Genomic DNA, 18,066 nt, shown 5'->3' with positions numbered 1-18,066 from the left:
AGGCCTTGCCGTTACAGCTTGACGGCAGAGTCGGGGGGCCGGTGACGCAGGCCACAGGCAAACAGCCCCGGGCTCTTAGCTCGGTCGATAAACGCGCACATTGGCATATCCCTCACTGAGCAAATGGTGGGCATGCAGGCGACTCATCACGCCTTTGTCGCAATACAGCAGGTACTGACGGCTGTTATCCAGTTCCTTGAAACGCGCGTTCAGTGCATAGAACGGCAGCGTTTGCACGTCGATGCCAGCGATTTCCAGTGGCTCATCTTCAGCGGCATCCGGGTGACGGATGTCGATGACGATCTGGCCGGCCAGGGCTTCGCTGACTTCTTCGATCTGCACATCCTGGCCCAATTCATCGATTACCCGATCAATCGGCACCAGTTTGGCGTTCTCGAGCGCTCGCTCCAGAATCGCCATGTCGAATTCTTTCTCTTCATGCTCCACGCGGTAGCGCTTGGCATGGGTCTTGGGGTTCACCGAGATGACCCCGCAGTACTCTGGCATGTGCTTGGCGAAATCAGCGGTGCCGATTTCGTTGGCCAGGTCGATGATGTCTTGCTTGTGGCTGGCGATCAGCGGGCGCAATACCAGCTTGTCGGTCACACAGTCGATCACGGACAGGTTCGGCAGGGTCTGGCTGGAGACCTGGGAAATCGCCTCGCCGGTAACCAGCGCTTCGATTTGCAGGCGGTCGGCGATTTTCGACGCTGCGCGCAACATCATACGCTTCAATACGACGCCCATATGACCGTTATCGACTTTTCCGAGAATTTCTCCCAGGACTTCCTCGAACGGTACGCTGACAAACAGCACGCGCTGGGAGCTGCCGTACTTCTTCCAGATATAGTGCGCGACTTCCATCACGCCCAATTCGTGTGCACGCCCGCCCAGGTTAAAGAAGCAGAAGTGGCTCATCAGGCCGCGGCGCATGATCTGGTAGGCCGCCACTGTAGAGTCGAAACCGCCGGACATCAGTACCAGGGTCTGCTCCAGCGCGCCCAGCGGGTAGCCGCCGATGCTGTTGTGCTGGCTGTGGATCACAAACAACCGTTGGTCGCGAATTTCGATGCGCACTTCGATTTGCGGCTCTTTAAGCGAAATTCCAGCGGCGCCGCACTCGCGACGCAGCTTGCTGCCGACGTATTTCTCGACATCCATGGAGCTGAACGGGTGCTTGCCGGCACGCTTGCAACGCACTGAAAAAATCTTGCCTTCAAGGCTGTTGCCGAAGTGCAGTTTGCATTTTTCAGTGATGTCGTCGAAGTCGCCCAGCGGGTACTCGTCGACCTGCAGGAAGTGCGCGATGCCCGGCATGCAGCTCAGGCGCTCGGTCATGTCTTTCAAGGCTTTGGCGTCAGTAATGCGGGTTTCCAGCTCGAGATTGTCCCACACACCGTTCACCACCACAGCCGGGTCCAGGTCACGGAGCACGGCGCGGATATTCTTGGCCAATTGACGGATGAAACGCATCCGTACCGGTCGGCTCTTGATGGTGATTTCGGGGAAGACTTTAACGATTAATTTCATGGAAACAGCGCGCGCAGGGCCAGCCGAAAAAGGGGGGCGCGGATTATAGCGGAAATCGCTCAAGGTTTGACCAGTTAATATACAAACGGCACACCATGCACCAAACAGGTGCATTTACGGGCAATTGCGCTACATTGCAGTGCGCAATTTTTGCCGTTTTTTCGATTTGCACCTTTATAGGGGCGATTTTGAGGCAAAAAACCCATGTCGGGGCACTGGCATGCAATTTGCTCTCTTGTGAGGCAGGTTGCCATGGCGGACTATCCGCGCCGGCATCACCCACATTCTAAGGGCTACTCCACTACCCAAGCCCGAAGCCACCCGGAGGACACTATGTCGAAGTCGGTTCAACTCATCAAAGATCATGACGTTAAATGGATTGATCTGCGCTTCACGGACACCAAAGGCACTCAGCACCACGTGACCATGCCGGCTCGCGATGCGCTGGATGACGCCTTCTTCGAAGAAGGCAAAATGTTCGACGGCTCCTCCATTGCTGGCTGGAAAGGCATCGAAGCCTCCGACATGATCCTGATGCCGGACGACTCCACCGCCGTACTCGATCCGTTCACCGAAGAGCCGACCCTGATCATCGTCTGCGACGTGATCGAGCCTTCGACCATGCAAGGCTACGACCGCGACCCACGTGCGATCGCCAAGCGTGCCGAGGAATACCTGAAGTCCACCGGTATCGGTGACACCGTATTCGTGGGCCCGGAACCAGAATTCTTCATCTTCGACCAAGTGAAGTTCAAGTCCGACATCTCCGGCTCGATGTTCAAGATCTACTCCGAACAAGGTTCGTGGATGTCCGACCAGGACGTGGAAGGCGGCAACCATGGCCACCGTCCAGGCATCAAAGGTGGTTACTTCCCAGTTCCGCCGTTCGACCACGACCACGAAATCCGTACCTCCATGTGCAACGCCATGGAAGACATGGGCCTGGTCATCGAAGTGCACCACCACGAAGTGGCCACTGCCGGCCAGAACGAAATCGGTGTGAAGTTCAACACCCTGGTGGCCAAGGCTGACGAAGTCCAGACCCTGAAGTACTGCGTACACAACACTGCCGTTGCCTACGGCCGTACCGCTACCTTCATGCCTAAGCCACTGTACGGCGATAACGGTTCGGGTATGCACGTTCACCTGTCCATCGCCAAAGATGGCAAGAACACCTTCGCTGGCGAAGGTTATGCCGGCCTGTCCGACACTGCCCTGTACTTCATCGGCGGTATCATCAAGCACGGTAAGGCCCTGAACGGCTTCACCAACCCGTCGACCAACTCCTACAAGCGTCTGGTCCCAGGTTTCGAAGCACCGGTAATGCTGGCCTACTCGGCTCGCAACCGTTCCGCGTCGATCCGTATTCCTTACGTGTCCAGCCCTCGCGCTCGCCGTATCGAAGCACGCTTCCCGGATCCAGCAGCCAACCCGTACCTGGGCTTTGCTGCACTGCTGATGGCTGGCCTGGACGGCATCCAGAACAAGATCCACCCAGGCGACGCCGCCGACAAGAACTTGTACGACCTGCCGCCTGAAGAGGCCAAAGAGATCCCACAAGTGTGCGGCAGCCTGAAAGAAGCCCTGGAAGAGCTGGACAAGGGCCGTGCGTTCCTGACCAAAGGCGGCGTGTTCAGCGACGACTTTATCGACGCCTACATCGCCCTGAAAAGCGAAGAAGAAATCAAGGTCCGCACCTTCGTACACCCACTGGAATACGAGCTGTACTACAGCTGCTGATCCGGTAGCGCTGCTTAACGTGGCGTGACAAAAAAAGACCTCCTTCGGGAGGTCTTTTTTTTGCCTGAAACAATGACTATCACCTTTGCAAACCCCATCAGAACTGTAGGAGCTGGCTTGCCTGCGATAGCGGTGTATCTGTCACATCACGACTGACTGAACCACCGCTATCGCAGGCAAGCCAGCCCCTACAGTTTGACTGGGGTTTTTCAGGAAATATTTGATCGCTGAACAGAATGTGGGAATTCGCACTATATTGGTGCGATAGGTTGCACCCTTGCCCACCCATCAACCCATTTTGGGTCGAAATCTCCCGAGAGAGCTGGCCGAACGCCATAGTTTCGCGCCTAAAGCCCCCATTTCAGGGCTTTTACGCTTCTTTTCGGAGCCTTGGTTTGGTTTTTGCATTTTCCTGGTATCAGCGTGTGCCTCAAGCCCACGCCTTGCTCCAAAAGAGGTCCTAATGACCATCAGCGACGCACTGCACCGCTTGCTACTCGACAACCTGACCACCGCGACCATTCTGCTCAATGACGAACTGCGCCTTGAGTACATGAACCCCGCGGCGGAGATGCTCCTGGCCATCAGCGGTCAGCGCAGCCATGGGCAATTTATCAGCGAGCTGTTCACCGAGTCCGCCGAGGCCTTGAGTTCCTTGCGCCAGGCCGTGGAGCAGGCCCACCCGTTTACCAAGCGTGAAGCGATGCTCACGGCCCTCACCGGCCAGACCCTGACCGTCGACTACGCGGTAACGCCGATCCTGAGCCACGGCGCCACCTTGCTGCTGCTGGAAGTGCATCCCCGGGATCGCCTGCTGCGCATCACCAAGGAAGAAGCCCAGCTGTCCAAGCAGGAAACCAGCAAGATGCTGGTGCGCGGCCTGGCCCATGAGATCAAGAACCCGTTGGGCGGGATTCGCGGCGCCGCACAGTTGCTGGCCCGCGAGCTGCCGGATGAGAACCTCAAGGACTACACCAACGTCATCATCGAAGAAGCCGACCGCCTGCGTAACCTGGTGGACCGCATGCTCGGCTCCAACAAGCTGCCGTCGCTGGCGATGACCAATATCCATGAGGTGCTGGAGCGCGTCTGCCAGTTGGTGGAGGCCGAAAGCCAGGGCTGCATCACCCTGGTGCGCGACTATGACCCGAGCATTCCCGATGTCCTGATCGACCGCGAGCAGATGATCCAGGCGGTGCTCAATATCGTGCGCAACGCCATGCAAGCCATCAGCAGCCAGAACGAGCTGCGCCTGGGGCGCATCAGCCTGCGCACCCGCGCCTTGCGCCAGTTCACCATCGGCCATGTGCGCCATCGCCTGGTAACCAAGGTCGAGATCATCGACAACGGCCCGGGTATCCCGGCCGAACTGCAGGAAACCATTTTCTTCCCAATGGTCAGCGGCCGCCCGGACGGTACCGGGCTGGGCCTGGCCATTACCCAGAACATCATCAGCCAGCACCAGGGCCTGATCGAATGTGAAAGCCATCCCGGCCACACGACCTTTTCGATCTTTCTGCCACTGGAACAAGGAGCCCCATCGACATGAGCCGTAGTGAAACTGTCTGGATCGTCGATGACGACCGTTCCATCCGCTGGGTCCTGGAGAAAGCCTTGCAACAGGAAGGCATGACCACCCAGAGCTTCGACAGCGCCGATGGAGTGATGAGCCGCCTGGCACGCCAGCAGCCCGACGTGATCATCTCCGATATCCGCATGCCCGGCGCCAGTGGCCTGGACTTGCTGGCGCGGATTCGCGAGCAGCACCCGCGTTTGCCGGTGATCATCATGACCGCGCATTCGGATCTGGACAGCGCTGTCGCGTCCTATCAGGGCGGCGCCTTCGAGTACCTGCCCAAGCCGTTCGACGTCGATGAGGCGGTGGCGCTGGTCAAGCGCGCCAACCAGCACGCCCAAGAACAGCAAGGCCAGGCCGTGGTACCGACCCTGACCCGCACCCCGGAGATCATCGGTGAAGCACCGGCGATGCAGGAAGTGTTTCGCGCCATCGGGCGCCTGAGCCACTCCAACATCACCGTGTTGATCAACGGTGAGTCCGGGACCGGTAAAGAGCTGGTGGCCCATGCCCTGCACCGTCACAGCCCACGGGCGGCCTCGCCGTTTATCGCACTGAACATGGCGGCGATCCCCAAGGACTTGATGGAGTCCGAGCTGTTCGGCCACGAAAAAGGCGCGTTTACCGGCGCGGCCAACCTGCGTCGCGGGCGTTTTGAACAGGCGGACGGCGGCACGCTGTTCCTCGATGAAATCGGCGACATGCCGGCCGACACCCAGACCCGGCTGTTGCGGGTACTGGCCGACGGTGAGTTCTATCGTGTCGGCGGCCATACGCCGGTCAAGGTCGACGTGCGCATCATCGCCGCGACCCACCAGAACCTGGAAACCCTGGTGCACGCCGGCAAGTTTCGCGAGGACTTGTTCCACCGCCTGAACGTGATCCGCATCCATATCCCACGCATGTCGGACCGCCGCGAAGATATCCCGACCCTGGCCCGCCACTTCCTCAGCCGCGCCGCCCAGGAGCTGGCGGTGGAGCCCAAGCTGCTGAAGACGGAGACCGAGGAATACCTGAAGAACCTGCCATGGCCGGGCAACGTGCGCCAACTGGAGAACACTTGCCGCTGGATCACGGTGATGGCGTCCGGGCGCGAAGTGCATATCAGCGACCTGCCACCGGAGCTGTTGAGCCTGCCGCAGGATTCAGCACCGGTGACCAACTGGGAACAGGCCCTGCGCCAATGGGCCGACCAGGCCCTGGCCCGTGGCCAGTCAAGCCTGCTGGACAGCGCCGTGCCGACCTTTGAGCGGATCATGATCGAAACCGCCCTCAAGCACACCGCAGGCCGGCGTCGTGATGCCGCAGTGCTGCTGGGCTGGGGCCGCAACACCTTGACCCGCAAGATCAAGGAATTGGGGATGAAGGTCGATGGCGGGGATGATGATGAGGGCGAAGAGGGCTGAGTACAGCCCTCCAGCACATGAATGACCTAATGTGGGAGCTGGCTTGCCTGCTCCCACATTTGTTTGGTGTGCACCGCTTCAACGCACCATGAACCGGTATCGCGCACAAAACCCAGGCCACTTTCAAATAAATCCTGAGCCCTGAAAACACCAAAGCCCCGTAATCCGGGGCTTTGCGTTTTATAAAAGAAAACTCTCAGACAATCTCGCCACTCTGGCACGCCCCCTGCAATAACCCTGGTACTACCCAGTTTCGGGGACCTTGGTACAGGCAGGCCGAGAATCCCCTCTTTAATTCGAGCGTCAAACCGTTTTGGGAGCCCTGGTACAGGCAGGCCGGGAACTCCCTCTTTTATTGCTCCAGGAGATGGATCTCCAGTCGCCAGCGGTCATCGACCGCCTTGCCCGACCATTCCCCGCGCAGCGGCCGCGCCGCCACCAGGTTCAGCAGCAAGCCAGCATCGGTCTTTCGCACGCGCCAGTTCACATCCTTGTCATTGACCTTCAATTGCCCCGCCTGGGCCTGGCCCTGGGCGTCGAACAGCAGCGCCACGGTGCCGTCGATATGCTCGCCATGCAGCTTCGGCTCGCTGTTGAACCACACCACCAGGCCATCTGCGGCGGGCTCGACCTGCAGCAAGGCAGTCGGGTCCGGGGTGGTCAGGCGACCGATCATCAAACCCACCATCAGGCCGACAATCGCCAGCGAGCCCAGGACGCGAGGCAATAGCTTCGGCCTGGGGTCGTCTTCAGGGGTAGAATGCGCTGCATCTTTATCTTCGGAGCCGTGCATGTTTCACGTCATCCTTTTCCAACCAGAAATTCCGCCGAATACCGGCAACGTTATCAGGCTGTGCGCCAACAGTGGCTGCCACCTGCATTTGATCGAGCCGCTAGGCTTCGAGATGGACGACAAGCGCCTGCGCCGCGCGGGCCTGGACTATCACGAGTACGCCACCCTGCAGCGCCACGCCGACCTCGCCAGTTGCCTGGAGAGCCTGGGCCAGCCGCGCCTGTTTGCGTTCACCACCAAGGGCTCGCGGCCGTTCCATGATGCCAGCTTTGCCGAAGGGGACGCCTTCCTGTTCGGCCCAGAGAGCCGTGGCCTGCCGGCAGACGTACTCGACGCCCTGCCCGACGGCCAGCGCCTGCGCCTGCCGATGCGCGAAGGCTGCCGCAGCCTGAACCTGTCCAACACCGTGGCCGTCGCCGTCTACGAAGGCTGGCGCCAGCTCGGGTTCAAATAACCCCAAAAACCAAATGTGGGAGCGGGCGTGTGTGGGAGCCGGGCTTGCCCGCGATGCAGGCACCTCGGTGTGTCAGTGACACAGAGGTGATGCTATCGCTGGCAAGCCAGCTCCCACACACGCCCGCTCCCACATTTAGAGCAGCGTCGGGTTCAGCTTACTGAACCGTCGGTGCGCCTTCCTGTTGCATGCGCTGCAGCTCTTGCGCATACAGGGCATCGAAGTTCACCGGGGCCAGCATCAGGGCCGGGAACGAGCCACGGGTGACCAGGCTGTCCAGGGTCTCGCGGGCATACGGGAACAGGATGTTCGGGCAGAACGCGCCCAGGGTGTGGCTCATGGACGCATCGTCCAGGCCCTGGATCAGGAAGATACCGGCCTGCTGGACTTCAGCGATAAATGCCACTTCTTCACCGTTCTTCACGGTGACCGACAGGGTCAGTACCACTTCGTGGAAGTCGCCTTCGAGCTGCTTCTGACGGGTGTTCAGGTCCAGGCCGACGCTTGGGGTCCATTCCTGACGGAAGATCGCCGGGCTTTTCGGCGCTTCGAACGACAGGTCACGCACGTAGATACGCTGCAGGGAAAATTGTGGGCCTTGAGCCTCTTCTGCTGCCGCTTCGATGTTCGGTTGGTCAGTCATCTCGCAGATCCTTCTTGATCTTGGGGTCTTTTAGGTTTTTGGAGTCAGACGTGAAGCAGCGCGTCGAGTTTACCGGCGCGCTCCAGGGCGAACAGGTCGTCGCATCCACCGATATGCTGGGTACCGATCCAGATTTGCGGCACAGAGGTGCGCCCCGCCTTCTGGGCCATCTCGGCACGCACCGCAGGCTTGCCATCGACCTTGATCTCTTCGAAGGCAACCTTTTTGCTCTGGAGCAACTGCTTGGCTCGCATGCAATAGGGGCAATAATCGCTGGAATAAACGACAACCTGGCTCATATCACTTCACCAACGGCAGGTTATCGGCGCGCCAGCTGGAGATACCACCCGACAGCTTGGCGGCGGTGAAGCCGCTTTTCATCATTTCGCGGGCATGGCCACCGGAGTGCTGGCCTTGGGCGTCGACCAGGATAATGGTCTTGGCCTTGTGCTTTTCCAGCTCGGCGATGCGGGCGATCAGCTTGTCCTGGGGAATATTCAGCGCGCCGACGATATGACCGGCGGCAAAGTCCTTGGCCGGGCGGATGTCGACGACAACGGCCTGGTCCTTGTTGACCAGCGCGGTCAGCTCGGCGGTGCTGAGGCTACGGCCGCCACGGCTCACTTCATGAGCAATCAGCAGCGCCAGCAGTACGACGAAGGCACCGACCAGCAGATAGTGAGAGGTAGCAAATGCAATCAGGTGATCAACCATCAAGGAGGTTCCAGGGCGTTAAAATGGCGGTAAGTATACACAGCCGCCATGGGGGGCCAACCCCCGTAAAGCGGTGACGGCATCGGAACTTCGCTTTAAACTGCCACTCCCTTTTCAATCGCCTTCCTTTAATAACGCCGCGAGAGGATCTATGACTACCACGCCTAAACCTTTGGTCCTGATGATTCTCGATGGCTTCGGTCACAGTGAAAACCCCCACGACAACGCCGTATTCGCGGCGAACAAGCCGGTACTGGACCGCCTGTGCGCCAGCGTACCCAATGGCCTGATCTCCGGATCGGGCATGGACGTCGGCCTGCCGGACGGCCAGATGGGCAACTCCGAAGTCGGCCATATGAACCTGGGCGCCGGACGAGTGGTATATCAGGACTTCACCCGTGTGACCAAAGCCATCCGCGATGGCGAGTTCTTCGAGAACCCGACCATCTGCGCCGCGGTGGATAAAGCCGTTGCCGCCGGCAAGGCCGTGCACTTCATGGGCCTGCTGTCCGACGGTGGCGTACACAGCCACCAGGATCATCTGGTGGCCATGGCCGAACTGGCCTTTAAGCGCGGTGCCGAGAAGATCTACCTGCACGCCTTCCTCGATGGCCGCGATACCCCGCCCAAAAGCGCGCAATCGTCCATCGAACTGCTGGACGCCACCTTCGCCGCCCTCGGCAAGGGCCGTATCGCCAGCCTGGTCGGCCGCTACTTCGCCATGGACCGCGACAACCGCTGGGACCGCGTGTCCCAGGCCTACAACCTGATCGTCGACGGCAACGCCGAATTCAACGCTGCCACCGCCCAGCAAGGCCTGGAAGCCGCCTACGCCCGTGGCGAGAGCGATGAGTTCGTCAAGGCCACCACCATCGGCGAGCCGGTGAAGGTCGAAGATGGCGACGCCGTGGTGTTCATGAACTTCCGCGCCGACCGTGCCCGCGAGTTGAGCCATGTGTTCGTCGATGAGGGTTTCAAAGACTTCGAGCGCGCCCGCCGCCCGCAGGTCGAATTCGTGATGCTCACCCAATACGCCGCCAACATCCCGGCCCCGTCGGCCTTCGCCCCGGGCAGCCTGGAAAACGTGCTGGGTGATTACCTGGCGAAGAACGGCAAGACCCAGCTGCGCATCGCTGAGACCGAGAAATACGCCCACGTCACGTTCTTTTTCTCCGGTGGCCGCGAAGAACCGTTCCCCGGCGAAGAGCGCATCCTGATCCCGTCGCCCAAAGTCGCCACCTACGACCTGCAGCCGGAAATGAGCGCGCCGCAAGTTACCGATAAAATTGTCGACGCCATTGAACACCAGCGTTATGACGTGATCGTGGTCAACTACGCCAACGGCGACATGGTCGGCCACAGCGGCAACCTGCAAGCAGCAATCAAGGCCGTGGAATGCCTGGACCTGTGCGTAGGCCGGATCGTCGAGGCCCTGGAGAAGGTCGGCGGCGAAGCGCTGATCACCGCTGACCACGGCAACTGCGAGCAGATGTCCGACGAATCCACCGGCCAGGCCCACACAGCCCACACCACCGAGCCAGTGCCGTTCATTTATGTCGGCAAACGCGACTTCAAGGTGCGCGAAGGCGGCGTGCTGGCGGACGTGGCACCGACCATGCTCATGCTGATGGGCCTGGAGAAGCCTGCCGAGATGACCGGCACCTCGATTCTGGTCTGATTTTAAAACCCACCACCAAACAATGTGGGAGCGGGCTTGCCCGCTCCCACATGGGTAAGTGGCGTTTTTGAAGGTGGCTTTTAGCCACACCCCCGCCACTCGGCACCTAACTTGCCCGCCAGCCTGAATTGGGCGTTTTTTTTGCAGCGTGGGGCGGGCATACTAGGCCGTCCCTTTCCCTGGTGTCGCCCGCCTCTATGCTTCGCGCCTTGATTACCCTTGCTCTTGTCTGCGTGCTCCAACCGGCCTTGGCCGACGAACGTGCGCAAACCCAACAACAGTTGGACGCTACGCGTCAGGACATTACCGAGCTGAAAAAGCTGCTCGGCAAGCTCCAGGAAGAAAAATCCGGGGTGCAGAAAGACCTGCGCGGCACGGAAACCGAAATGGGCAAGCTGGAGAAGCAGGTCCAGGAGCTGCAAAAAGAATTAAAGAAGAGCGAGTCGGAACTGGAGCGACTCGACGGTGAGAAAAAAAAACTCCAGAGCGCGCGCGTTGAACAGCAACGCCTGATCGCGATCCAGGCCCGTGCCGCCTACCAGAACGGCCGCCAGGAATACCTCAAGCTGCTGCTCAACCAGCAGAACCCGGAAAAATTCGCCCGCACCCTGACCTACTATGACTACCTGAGCACCGCGCGCCTGGAGCAACTCAAGAGTTTCAACGAGACCCTGCGCCAGTTGGCCAACGTCGAGCAGGAAATCGCTGACCAGCAAAGCCAACTGCTGGCCCAGAAGAGCAGCCTGGACACCCAGCGCGACGAACTGGACAAAGTGCGCAAGGAGCGCCAGCAGGCCCTGGCCAAGCTCAACAACGACGTAAAAGCCCGTGATGCCAAGTTGCAGGCGCGTCAGCAGGACCAGGCCGACCTGGCCAAAGTACTCAAAACCATCGAGGAAACCCTGGCACGCCAGGCCCGCGAGGCCGAAGAAGCGCGGCAGAAAGCGCTGATCGCCCAGCAGGAAGCAGAAAAAAAGCGCCAGCGTGAAGCCGAGGCGCTCGCCAGCGACGCCCCGCGTAAACCGGCGCGTGCAGCACCTGGCCCGCTGGTTTCCAGTGCGGGCGAATCGTTTGGCGGGCCTTTTGCTACTGCCCGAGGCAAACTTCCATGGCCAGTTGATGGTCGACTACTGGCACGCTTTGGTGAAACCCGTGGCGATGACACCCGTACCAAGTGGGACGGCGTGATGATCAGCGCCTCTGCGGGCAGCCAGGTGCACGCCGTCCACGGCGGGCGCGTGGTGTTCGCCGATTGGCTGCGCGGTGCCGGGTTGCTGGTGATTCTTGACCACGGCAATGGCTATTTGAGCCTGTACGGCCACAATCAGACGTTACTCAAGGCCGCAGGTGATGTTGTAAAAGCCGGTGAATCCATCTCCACTGTCGGTAACAGTGGTGGCCAGGACACCCCGGCGCTGTACTTTGCTATTCGTCAGCAGGGCCGCCCGAGCGACCCTGCACAATGGTGTCGCGCCCAAGGATAGGCCGCACCTACATTAGGAGTTCGTTCGACATGCTGCATTTGTCCCGCCTCACTTCGCTGGCCCTGACGATCGCCCTGGTGATCGGCGCGCCTATGGCATTCGCCGACCAGACCGCACCGTCTGCCATGGCCGCGACCACCAAGGCACCGCTGCCGCTGGACGAATTGCGCACCTTTGCCGAGGTCATGGACCGGATCAAGGCCGCTTATGTCGAACCCGTGGACGACAAGACCCTGCTGGAAAACGCCATCAAAGGCATGCTCAGCAACCTCGACCCGCACTCTGCCTACCTGGGCCCGGAAGATTTCGCCGAGCTGCAGGAAAGCACCAGCGGCGAATTCGGCGGCCTGGGCATCGAAGTCGGCGCCGAGGACGGCATCATCAAGGTGGTGTCGCCAATCGACGACACCCCGGCGTCCAAGGCCGGCATCCAGGCCGGCGACCTGATCGTCAAGATCAACGGCCAGCCGACCCGTGGCCAGACCATGACCGAAGCCGTCGACAAGATGCGCGGCAAGGTCGGCCAGAAAATCACCCTGACCCTGGTGCGCGACGGCGGCAGCCCGTTTGACGTGACCCTGACCCGCGCCACCATCGTGGTCAAGAGCGTGAAGAGCCAGTTGCTGGAGTCGGGCTACGGCTATATCCGCATCACCCAGTTCCAGGTCAAGACCGGCGACGAAGTGGCCAAGGCCCTGGCCAAGCTGCGCAAGGACAACGGCAAGAAGCTCAACGGCATTGTCCTGGACCTGCGCAACAACCCCGGCGGCGTGCTGCAATCGGCGGTGGAAGTGGTCGACCACTTCATCACCAAAGGCTTGATCGTCTACACCAAGGGCCGCATTGCCAACTCCGAGCTGCGCTTCTCGGCCACCGGCAAGGACCTCAGCGAAAACGTACCGCTGGCGGTGCTGATCAACGGCGGCAGCGCCTCGGCCTCGGAAATCGTCGCCGGCGCCCTGCAAGACCAGAAACGCGGCGTACTGATGGGCACCACCAGCTTCGGCAAGGGCTCGGTGCAAACCGTGCTGCCACTGAACAACGAGCGGGCGCTGAAGATCACCACGGCGTTGTACTACACGCCTAATGGTCGCTCGATCCAGGCCCAGGGCATCGTGCCGGATATCGAGGTGCGCCGGGCCAAGATCACCAACGAAAGCGACAACGAGTACTTCAAGGAAGCCGACCTGCAAGGTCACCTGGGCAATGGCAACGGCGGCGCCGACCAGCCAACCGGCAGCGGCCCGAAAGCCAAGCCGATGCCACAGGACGACGATTACCAACTGGCCCAGGCGCTGAGCCTGCTCAAGGGCTTGAGCATTACGCGCAGCCGTTGATATGCGTTTTGCGCTAATCCTTGCAATGTTGTGCAGCCTGGCCGGAGTCGCCCAAGCGACGCCGGCCGACAAGCCCCACAAAGCCTACCTGACCCTGATCATCGACGACCTTGGGCAAAACCTGCCCAGGGATCGTCGTGTGCTGGCCCTGCCCGGCCCGGTGACGGCGGCAATCATGCCCGACACGCCCCACGCTGCTGAAGTCGCCCGCGAGGCCCACCGCGCCGGCAAGATCGTGATTCTGCACATGCCCATGGACCCGGCCACCGGCCCCTTCGCCTGGCACCCCGAGCTGCCCATCGAAGAACTGGGCAAGCGCCTGGATGCAGCGTTCAAGGCCGTGCCCTACACCGCCGGCATCAACAACCACATGGGCAGCCGCATGACCGCCGAGCCTGGCGCCATGGCGTGGTTGATGGGCGAGCTGCAGCGTCGGCACAAGTTTTTCGTCGACAGCCGTACCAGCGCCAAGACCGTGGCGGCCGCCGAGGCTCAGAAAATCAACCTGGCCCACGTCTCACGGGATGTATTTCTGGATGACGAACGGACCGAAGCGGCCATCGCCACGCAGTTGCAGACGGCTATCAAGCTGGCCCACAAACAGGGCTCGGCGGTGATGATCGGCCATCCTTATCCACAGACCCTGGCGGTGCTGGAGCGCGAGCTGCCCAAGCTCAAGGCCCAGGGTATCGAGTGGATTGATATCAAGCTGATGATCAGTGTGCGCAGCAATCGGGCGATGGCTGGGCACGGCAAGGATGGGGTTTACCGCTGAAACCTACAGATAGCGCGCCATGATCTGATCCACCACACCTTCCTTGCGTAGCTGGTCCAGCGCCGCCTGCAGCTTGGCCACCACCTCATCCGGCACCTCCTTGTTCAGCGCCAGGTACAACTGGGCGCTATTGAAGCGCAGCACCGTCTTGAGCCCGGAAACCCCCACCTGGCGCGCCAGATAGCGCCCGGCCGGGTCGCCGGTGGCCCAGAGGTCAATCTGCCCCTCCATCAGCTTTTGCGCATTGTCCTGGTCGCGCAGCACGATGATCGGCTTGAGCCCGCGCTTTTCCAGGGTCTGGGCAATGGCATCGCCTTTGTAGGCACCAATCTTGTAGCTACGGGCGTGCTCAAGGTCGGTCAGCTGGATCTTGCTGTCAGCCTTGGCCAGCAGCACCCAGTCATCCGGGCCGATGGGGCCGACCCACTTGAACAGCGCTTCGCGGTCCGGCAGGCGCGCCATGACGAACACGCCGTAGCCTGGCTTTTCCAGGGCGAGTTTATAGATCCGCTCCCAAGGGAAGCGCAGCGTGAGGTTGTAGGAAATGCCAGCCTGCTTGAAAGTCTCGCGGACAATGTCCACCGCAATGCCTTCGATGTTCTCGTCCTTGGCGAAGTTCTTGCCGTTTTTCGCCATGTTGTAGGGCGGAAAGTTCTCCGTCAGCAGCACCAGAGAAGTGCCAGACGGCTCAGCGGCATTGGCCGAGCCCGCCAACAGAATGGAAGAACTGGCGAGGGCAAGCAGCAGGTCTTTGAGCATGTAGGGGTACCGGAATCCATGGCAGGCCCCAGAGTGCCGCGAGCCTGCCATGGTGTCCAGTGACGTTTAGCGGACGACGATTCCGCGTGCTGCCATGTAGGCCTTTGCCTCAGGCACGGTGTATTCGCCAAAGTGGAAAATACTCGCCGCCAGCACCGCGCTGGCGTGGCCTTCGATAACGCCGTCGGCCAGGTGTTGCAGGTTGCCCACACCACCGGACGCAATCACTGGAATGCCCAGTGCGTCACTGATGGCGCGGGTCACGCCCAGGTCAAAGCCGTTTTTCATGCCGTCCTGATCCATGCTGGTCAGCAGGATTTCACCGGCGCCCAGGCCTTCCATCTTCATCGCCCACTCCACCGCATCCAGGCCGGTCGGCTTGCGCCCGCCGTGGGTGAAGATCTCCCAGCGCGGGGTTTCACCCGGGCCGGAGACTTTCTTGGCGTCGATGGCGACGACGATGCATTGCGAACCGAAGTGCTGCGCCGCTTCGCCGACAAACTCCGGGTTGAACACCGCGGCCGTGTTGATCGAGACCTTGTCCGCACCCGCGTTAAGCAGGTTACGAATATCCTGCACGGTGCGTACGCCACCGCCCACGGTCAGCGGGATAAACACCTGGCTGGCCATGCGCTCGACGGTATGCAGCGTGGTATCGCGGCCGTCGACGCTGGCGGTGATGTCGAGAAAGGTAATCTCGTCGGCACCCTGCTCATCGTAGCGACGGGCGATTTCCACCGGGTCGCCGGCGTCACGGATGTTCTCGAACTTGACGCCCTTGACCACCCGACCGTTGTCGACGTCCAGGCAAGGGATGATGCGTTTGGCCAGCGCCATGGTCAGTCCTCAGCCTTTGTAGGCATCGCAGTAAGCCTGGGCTTCGGCGACGTCCAGGGTGCCTTCGTAGATCGCCCGGCCGGTGATGGCGCCGATGATCCCCGGCGCCTTGGCGTCCAGCAGCGACTTGATATCGCCCAGGTTGTGGATACCGCCGGAAGCGATCACCGGGATTTTGGTGGCGGCGGCCAGCGCAGCGGTAAACGGTACGTTGCAGCCCTGCATCATGCCGTCTTTGGCGATGTCGGTATAAACGATAGCGGACACACCGTCGGCCTCAAACTGCTTGGCCAGGTCGATCACCTGCACGGTGCTGATTTGCGCCCAGCCGTCTGTAGCGACGAAACCATCCTTGGCGTCCAGGCCCACGATGACCTTGCCCGGAAACGCACGGCAGGCTTCGGCGACGAAGGCCGGGTCTTTCACCGCCTTGGTGCCGATGATCACGTAGCTCACGCCCGCCTTGACGTAGTGCTCGATGGTTTCCAGGGAGCGGATACCGCCACCGATCTGGATCGGCAGGTTCGGGTAGCGCTTGGCGATGGCCGTCACCACTTCGCCATTGACCGGTTGGCCTTCAAAGGCGCCGTTCAAGTCCACCAGATGCAGGCGACGGCAGCCGCCCTCCACCCACTTGGCAGCCATGCTCACCGGGTCATCGGAAAACACCGTGGAATCTTCCATGCGGCCCTGGCGCAGACGTACACAAGCGCCGTCCTTGAGATCGATAGCGGGGATAATCAGCATCTGGCAAACCTTATTCGATATTCAGCATTGCTCGGAAAATCAGGGTTTTTCGAGCGCCCACAAGTCGCTTTCGATGCTTTCGAACCTTTCTTTAAGGTGCGTCTGCACATCGAAAATCGCCCTGTTGTAATAGTGCGGAGCAATTTCAGTGGTGAACAGCTCGAGGATCTCAGCCACCTCGAACGACCCGAGACGGAGCTCGAAGCGATCTTCCATGAAACGCTTGATCTTGTCGGTCGCCTCACTCTCCTGCTGGGGAGTGAGATTGAGGATCGGTGGCTTGATCTTCTTGGCCATTACCAGCGCCCGTCCCAACTGGCGAAGTTCTGCAACAGTTGCAGGCCATGGGTATGGCTTTTCTCCGGGTGGAACTGCACGGCAAAGCGCGAACCTTCGGCCAGCGCTGCGGCGAAATCGACGCCGTAGTGCCCGCCACCCACCACCTGGCGCGGGTTACCGGCGGCGATGTAGTAGCTGTGGACGAAGTAGAAACGCGCCATGTCCGGGATGTCATGCCACAGCGGGTGGTCGACGGTGCGGCGCACTTCGTTCCAGCCCATGTGCGGGACTTTCAGATGCTCGTCGTCTTCGTGCAGATCCTTGCCGAAAAACTTCACCGCGCCTGGGAACAGACCGATGCAGTCGACGCCGCCGTTCTCTTCACTGCGGTCGAGCAAGGCTTGCATGCCCACGCAGATCCCGAGGAACGGCCGGTCCTGGCTGACTTCGCGCACCAGGCTGTCAAAGCCCAGGCGGCGGATTTCGGCCATGCAGTCGCGAATCGCGCCCACACCGGGGAACACCACACGGTCGGCTTCGCGGATCACCTGCGCATCGCTGGTGATCAGCACCTTGCCGGCACCGACGTGCTCGAGGGCCTTGGCCACCGAATGCAGGTTACCCATGCCGTAGTCGATAACCGCGACCGTCTGCATTACAGAACGCCCTTGGTCGACGGCATTTGCCCGGCCATGCGGTCATCAAGCTCCACGGCCATGCGCAGGGCGCGGCCGAAAGCCTTGAACACGGTTTCGATCTGGTGGTGGGTGTTGGTGCCACGCAGGTTGTCGATGTGCAGGCTGACCAGGGCGTGGTTGACGAAGCCCTGGAAGAATTCCTGGAACAGGTCCACGTCAAAGCCACCCACCGTGGCGCGGGTGTAAGGCACGTGCATCTGCAGGCCTGGGCGGCCCGAGAAGTCGATGACCACACGCGACAGCGCCTCGTCCAGCGGGACATAGGCATGGCCGTAACGGCGGATGCCCTTTTTGTCGCCGATGGCCTTGGCAAACGCCTGGCCGAGGGTGATACCGACATCCTCCACGGTGTGGTGGTCGTCGATATGCAGGTCACCCTTGCTGACGATATCCAGGTCGATCAGCCCATGACGGGCGATTTGATCCAGCATGTGCTCAAGAAAAGGAACACCGATATCAAATCGGGCCTTTCCGGTGCCATCCAGGTTGATCGAGGCTTTGATCTGGGTTTCCAGAGTGTCGCGCTCGACGGACGCCTTACGTTCGGCCATCACCAGCTCCGCAAAATCATTGGGCGAAAAAGGTGGCCATTATAGGGGCTGCGGGCGCTAAACAG

General features: G+C 60.7%; 19 protein-coding genes. 8 read left to right on the top strand and 11 right to left on the bottom strand.

Annotated features, from left to right (window positions below):
• Nucleotides 1-75: 75 nt before the first annotated feature.
• Complete coding sequence (thiI, locus tag PSFL_RS17420) at nt 76-1,530, bottom strand: tRNA uracil 4-sulfurtransferase ThiI (RefSeq protein WP_057437149.1); 1,455 nt, start codon at nt 1,528-1,530, stop codon at nt 76-78.
• 333 nt (nt 1,531-1,863) lie between these two features.
• Here thiI and glnA point away from each other — a divergent pair, with 333 nt between their 5' ends.
• From glnA to ntrC, 3 genes are all read left to right on the top strand, one after another.
• On the top strand, nt 1,864-3,270 hold the full coding sequence (gene glnA / locus PSFL_RS17415; protein ID WP_057958042.1) for a glutamate--ammonia ligase: 1,407 nt from the start codon (nt 1,864-1,866) through the stop codon (nt 3,268-3,270).
• 463 nt (nt 3,271-3,733) lie between these two features.
• Nucleotides 3,734-4,819 carry a nitrogen regulation protein NR(II) gene (gene glnL / locus PSFL_RS17410; RefSeq protein ID WP_057437145.1) on the top strand — a complete coding sequence of 362 codons (1,086 nt, stop codon included), beginning with the start codon at nt 3,734-3,736 and terminating at the stop codon, nt 4,817-4,819.
• The gene (gene ntrC / locus PSFL_RS17405) at nt 4,816-6,252 is read left to right on the top strand and encodes a nitrogen regulation protein NR(I) (RefSeq protein WP_057958041.1); all 1,437 of its coding nucleotides are present in this window, start codon (nt 4,816-4,818) and stop codon (nt 6,250-6,252) included. Before glnL ends, ntrC begins: the two co-directional genes overlap by 4 nt.
• Nucleotides 6,253-6,604: 352 nt before the next feature.
• Here the strand turns inward: ntrC and PSFL_RS17400 are convergent, their stop codons facing one another.
• Nucleotides 6,605-7,045 (bottom strand): hypothetical protein, encoded by a 441-nt coding sequence (locus tag PSFL_RS17400; protein WP_057958040.1) that lies wholly within the window; start codon nt 7,043-7,045, stop codon nt 6,605-6,607.
• On the opposite strand from PSFL_RS17400, the gene PSFL_RS17395 reads away from it, so the two are divergent.
• Nucleotides 7,044-7,499 carry a tRNA (cytidine(34)-2'-O)-methyltransferase gene (locus PSFL_RS17395; protein ID WP_057437141.1) on the top strand — a complete coding sequence of 152 codons (456 nt, stop codon included), beginning with the start codon at nt 7,044-7,046 and terminating at the stop codon, nt 7,497-7,499. The genes PSFL_RS17400 and PSFL_RS17395 overlap by 2 nt on opposite strands.
• Nucleotides 7,500-7,656: 157 nt before the next feature.
• On the opposite strand, the gene secB is transcribed toward PSFL_RS17395, so the two are convergent.
• The 3 genes from secB to PSFL_RS17380 are packed head-to-tail and all read right to left on the bottom strand — an operon-like array spanning nt 7,657 to nt 8,856.
• Nucleotides 7,657-8,142, bottom strand: coding sequence for a protein-export chaperone SecB (secB, locus tag PSFL_RS17390; protein ID WP_057437139.1), 486 nt, complete (start codon nt 8,140-8,142; stop codon nt 7,657-7,659).
• A 44-nt stretch (nt 8,143-8,186) separates the two neighbouring features.
• Complete coding sequence (gene grxC / locus PSFL_RS17385) at nt 8,187-8,441, bottom strand: glutaredoxin 3 (protein WP_115127178.1); 255 nt, start codon at nt 8,439-8,441, stop codon at nt 8,187-8,189.
• 1 nt (nt 8,442) lies between these two features.
• On the bottom strand, nt 8,443-8,856 hold the full coding sequence (locus PSFL_RS17380; RefSeq protein WP_029295907.1) for a rhodanese-like domain-containing protein: 414 nt from the start codon (nt 8,854-8,856) through the stop codon (nt 8,443-8,445).
• 151 nt (nt 8,857-9,007) lie between these two features.
• On the opposite strand from PSFL_RS17380, the gene gpmI reads away from it, so the two are divergent.
• From gpmI to PSFL_RS17360, 4 genes are all read left to right on the top strand, one after another.
• Nucleotides 9,008-10,534 (top strand): 2,3-bisphosphoglycerate-independent phosphoglycerate mutase, encoded by a 1,527-nt coding sequence (gene gpmI, locus PSFL_RS17375; protein ID WP_057958038.1) that lies wholly within the window; start codon nt 9,008-9,010, stop codon nt 10,532-10,534.
• A 197-nt stretch (nt 10,535-10,731) separates the two neighbouring features.
• On the top strand, nt 10,732-12,018 hold the full coding sequence (locus PSFL_RS17370; protein ID WP_169959946.1) for a murein hydrolase activator EnvC: 1,287 nt from the start codon (nt 10,732-10,734) through the stop codon (nt 12,016-12,018).
• 29 nt (nt 12,019-12,047) lie between these two features.
• Nucleotides 12,048-13,355 carry a S41 family peptidase gene (locus PSFL_RS17365; protein WP_057958036.1) on the top strand — a complete coding sequence of 436 codons (1,308 nt, stop codon included), beginning with the start codon at nt 12,048-12,050 and terminating at the stop codon, nt 13,353-13,355.
• 1 nt (nt 13,356) lies between these two features.
• Nucleotides 13,357-14,130 (top strand): divergent polysaccharide deacetylase family protein, encoded by a 774-nt coding sequence (locus PSFL_RS17360; RefSeq protein ID WP_057958035.1) that lies wholly within the window; start codon nt 13,357-13,359, stop codon nt 14,128-14,130.
• Nucleotides 14,131-14,133: 3 nt separating this feature from the next.
• Here the strand turns inward: PSFL_RS17360 and PSFL_RS17355 are convergent, their stop codons facing one another.
• From PSFL_RS17355 to hisB, 6 genes are all read right to left on the bottom strand, one after another.
• Nucleotides 14,134-14,889, bottom strand: coding sequence for an ABC transporter substrate-binding protein (locus tag PSFL_RS17355; RefSeq protein ID WP_057444609.1), 756 nt, complete (start codon nt 14,887-14,889; stop codon nt 14,134-14,136).
• A 66-nt stretch (nt 14,890-14,955) separates the two neighbouring features.
• Nucleotides 14,956-15,726, bottom strand: a complete 771-nt coding sequence (hisF, locus tag PSFL_RS17350; RefSeq protein WP_003171107.1) for an imidazole glycerol phosphate synthase subunit HisF — start codon at nt 15,724-15,726, stop codon at nt 14,956-14,958.
• A 9-nt stretch (nt 15,727-15,735) separates the two neighbouring features.
• Nucleotides 15,736-16,473 (bottom strand): 1-(5-phosphoribosyl)-5-[(5-phosphoribosylamino)methylideneamino]imidazole-4-carboxamide isomerase, encoded by a 738-nt coding sequence (gene hisA / locus PSFL_RS17345; RefSeq protein ID WP_038445290.1) that lies wholly within the window; start codon nt 16,471-16,473, stop codon nt 15,736-15,738.
• 39 nt (nt 16,474-16,512) lie between these two features.
• Nucleotides 16,513-16,770: a DUF2164 domain-containing protein gene (locus PSFL_RS17340; protein ID WP_029295898.1), complete on the bottom strand. Its 258-nt coding sequence runs from the start codon at nt 16,768-16,770 to the stop codon at nt 16,513-16,515.
• On the bottom strand, nt 16,770-17,408 hold the full coding sequence (gene hisH / locus PSFL_RS17335) for an imidazole glycerol phosphate synthase subunit HisH (RefSeq protein ID WP_397470322.1): 639 nt from the start codon (nt 17,406-17,408) through the stop codon (nt 16,770-16,772). Before hisH ends, PSFL_RS17340 begins: the two co-directional genes overlap by 1 nt.
• On the bottom strand, nt 17,408-18,001 hold the full coding sequence (gene hisB / locus PSFL_RS17330) for an imidazoleglycerol-phosphate dehydratase HisB (RefSeq protein ID WP_003218037.1): 594 nt from the start codon (nt 17,999-18,001) through the stop codon (nt 17,408-17,410). Before hisB ends, hisH begins: the two co-directional genes overlap by 1 nt.
• Nucleotides 18,002-18,066: the final 65 nt, after the last annotated feature.

The organism is Pseudomonas sp. DD1, from assembly GCF_044510355.1.
GTDB lineage: Bacteria > Pseudomonadota > Gammaproteobacteria > Pseudomonadales > Pseudomonadaceae > Aquipseudomonas > Aquipseudomonas shahriarae.
Note: the sequence above shows the minus strand (reverse complement) of the source record. Positions and strands in the feature narration are given on the sequence as shown.

Bases quoted from the DNA above. Each gene is read 5' to 3' on its own strand.
- thiI (WP_057437149.1), bottom strand. From the start codon at position 1,530: ATGAAATTAATCGTTAAAGTCTTCCCCGAAATCACCATCAAGAGCCGA.
- glnA (WP_057958042.1), top strand. From the start codon at position 1,864: ATGTCGAAGTCGGTTCAACTCATCAAAGATCATGACGTTAAATGGATT.
- glnL (WP_057437145.1), top strand. From the start codon at position 3,734: ATGACCATCAGCGACGCACTGCACCGCTTGCTACTCGACAACCTGACC.
- ntrC (WP_057958041.1), top strand. From the start codon at position 4,816: ATGAGCCGTAGTGAAACTGTCTGGATCGTCGATGACGACCGTTCCATC.
- PSFL_RS17395 (WP_057437141.1), top strand. From the start codon at position 7,044: ATGTTTCACGTCATCCTTTTCCAACCAGAAATTCCGCCGAATACCGGC.
- PSFL_RS17400 (WP_057958040.1), bottom strand. From the start codon at position 7,045: ATGCACGGCTCCGAAGATAAAGATGCAGCGCATTCTACCCCTGAAGAC.
- secB (WP_057437139.1), bottom strand. From the start codon at position 8,142: ATGACTGACCAACCGAACATCGAAGCGGCAGCAGAAGAGGCTCAAGGC.
- grxC (WP_115127178.1), bottom strand. From the start codon at position 8,441: ATGAGCCAGGTTGTCGTTTATTCCAGCGATTATTGCCCCTATTGCATG.
- PSFL_RS17380 (WP_029295907.1), bottom strand. From the start codon at position 8,856: ATGGTTGATCACCTGATTGCATTTGCTACCTCTCACTATCTGCTGGTC.
- gpmI (WP_057958038.1), top strand. From the start codon at position 9,008: ATGACTACCACGCCTAAACCTTTGGTCCTGATGATTCTCGATGGCTTC.
- PSFL_RS17370 (WP_169959946.1), top strand. From the start codon at position 10,732: ATGCTTCGCGCCTTGATTACCCTTGCTCTTGTCTGCGTGCTCCAACCG.
- PSFL_RS17365 (WP_057958036.1), top strand. From the start codon at position 12,048: ATGCTGCATTTGTCCCGCCTCACTTCGCTGGCCCTGACGATCGCCCTG.
- PSFL_RS17360 (WP_057958035.1), top strand. From the start codon at position 13,357: ATGCGTTTTGCGCTAATCCTTGCAATGTTGTGCAGCCTGGCCGGAGTC.
- PSFL_RS17355 (WP_057444609.1), bottom strand. From the start codon at position 14,889: ATGCTCAAAGACCTGCTGCTTGCCCTCGCCAGTTCTTCCATTCTGTTG.
- hisF (WP_003171107.1), bottom strand. From the start codon at position 15,726: ATGGCGCTGGCCAAACGCATCATCCCTTGCCTGGACGTCGACAACGGT.
- hisA (WP_038445290.1), bottom strand. From the start codon at position 16,473: ATGCTGATTATCCCCGCTATCGATCTCAAGGACGGCGCTTGTGTACGT.
- PSFL_RS17340 (WP_029295898.1), bottom strand. From the start codon at position 16,770: ATGGCCAAGAAGATCAAGCCACCGATCCTCAATCTCACTCCCCAGCAG.
- hisH (WP_397470322.1), bottom strand. From the start codon at position 17,408: ATGCAGACGGTCGCGGTTATCGACTACGGCATGGGTAACCTGCATTCG.
- hisB (WP_003218037.1), bottom strand. From the start codon at position 18,001: ATGGCCGAACGTAAGGCGTCCGTCGAGCGCGACACTCTGGAAACCCAG.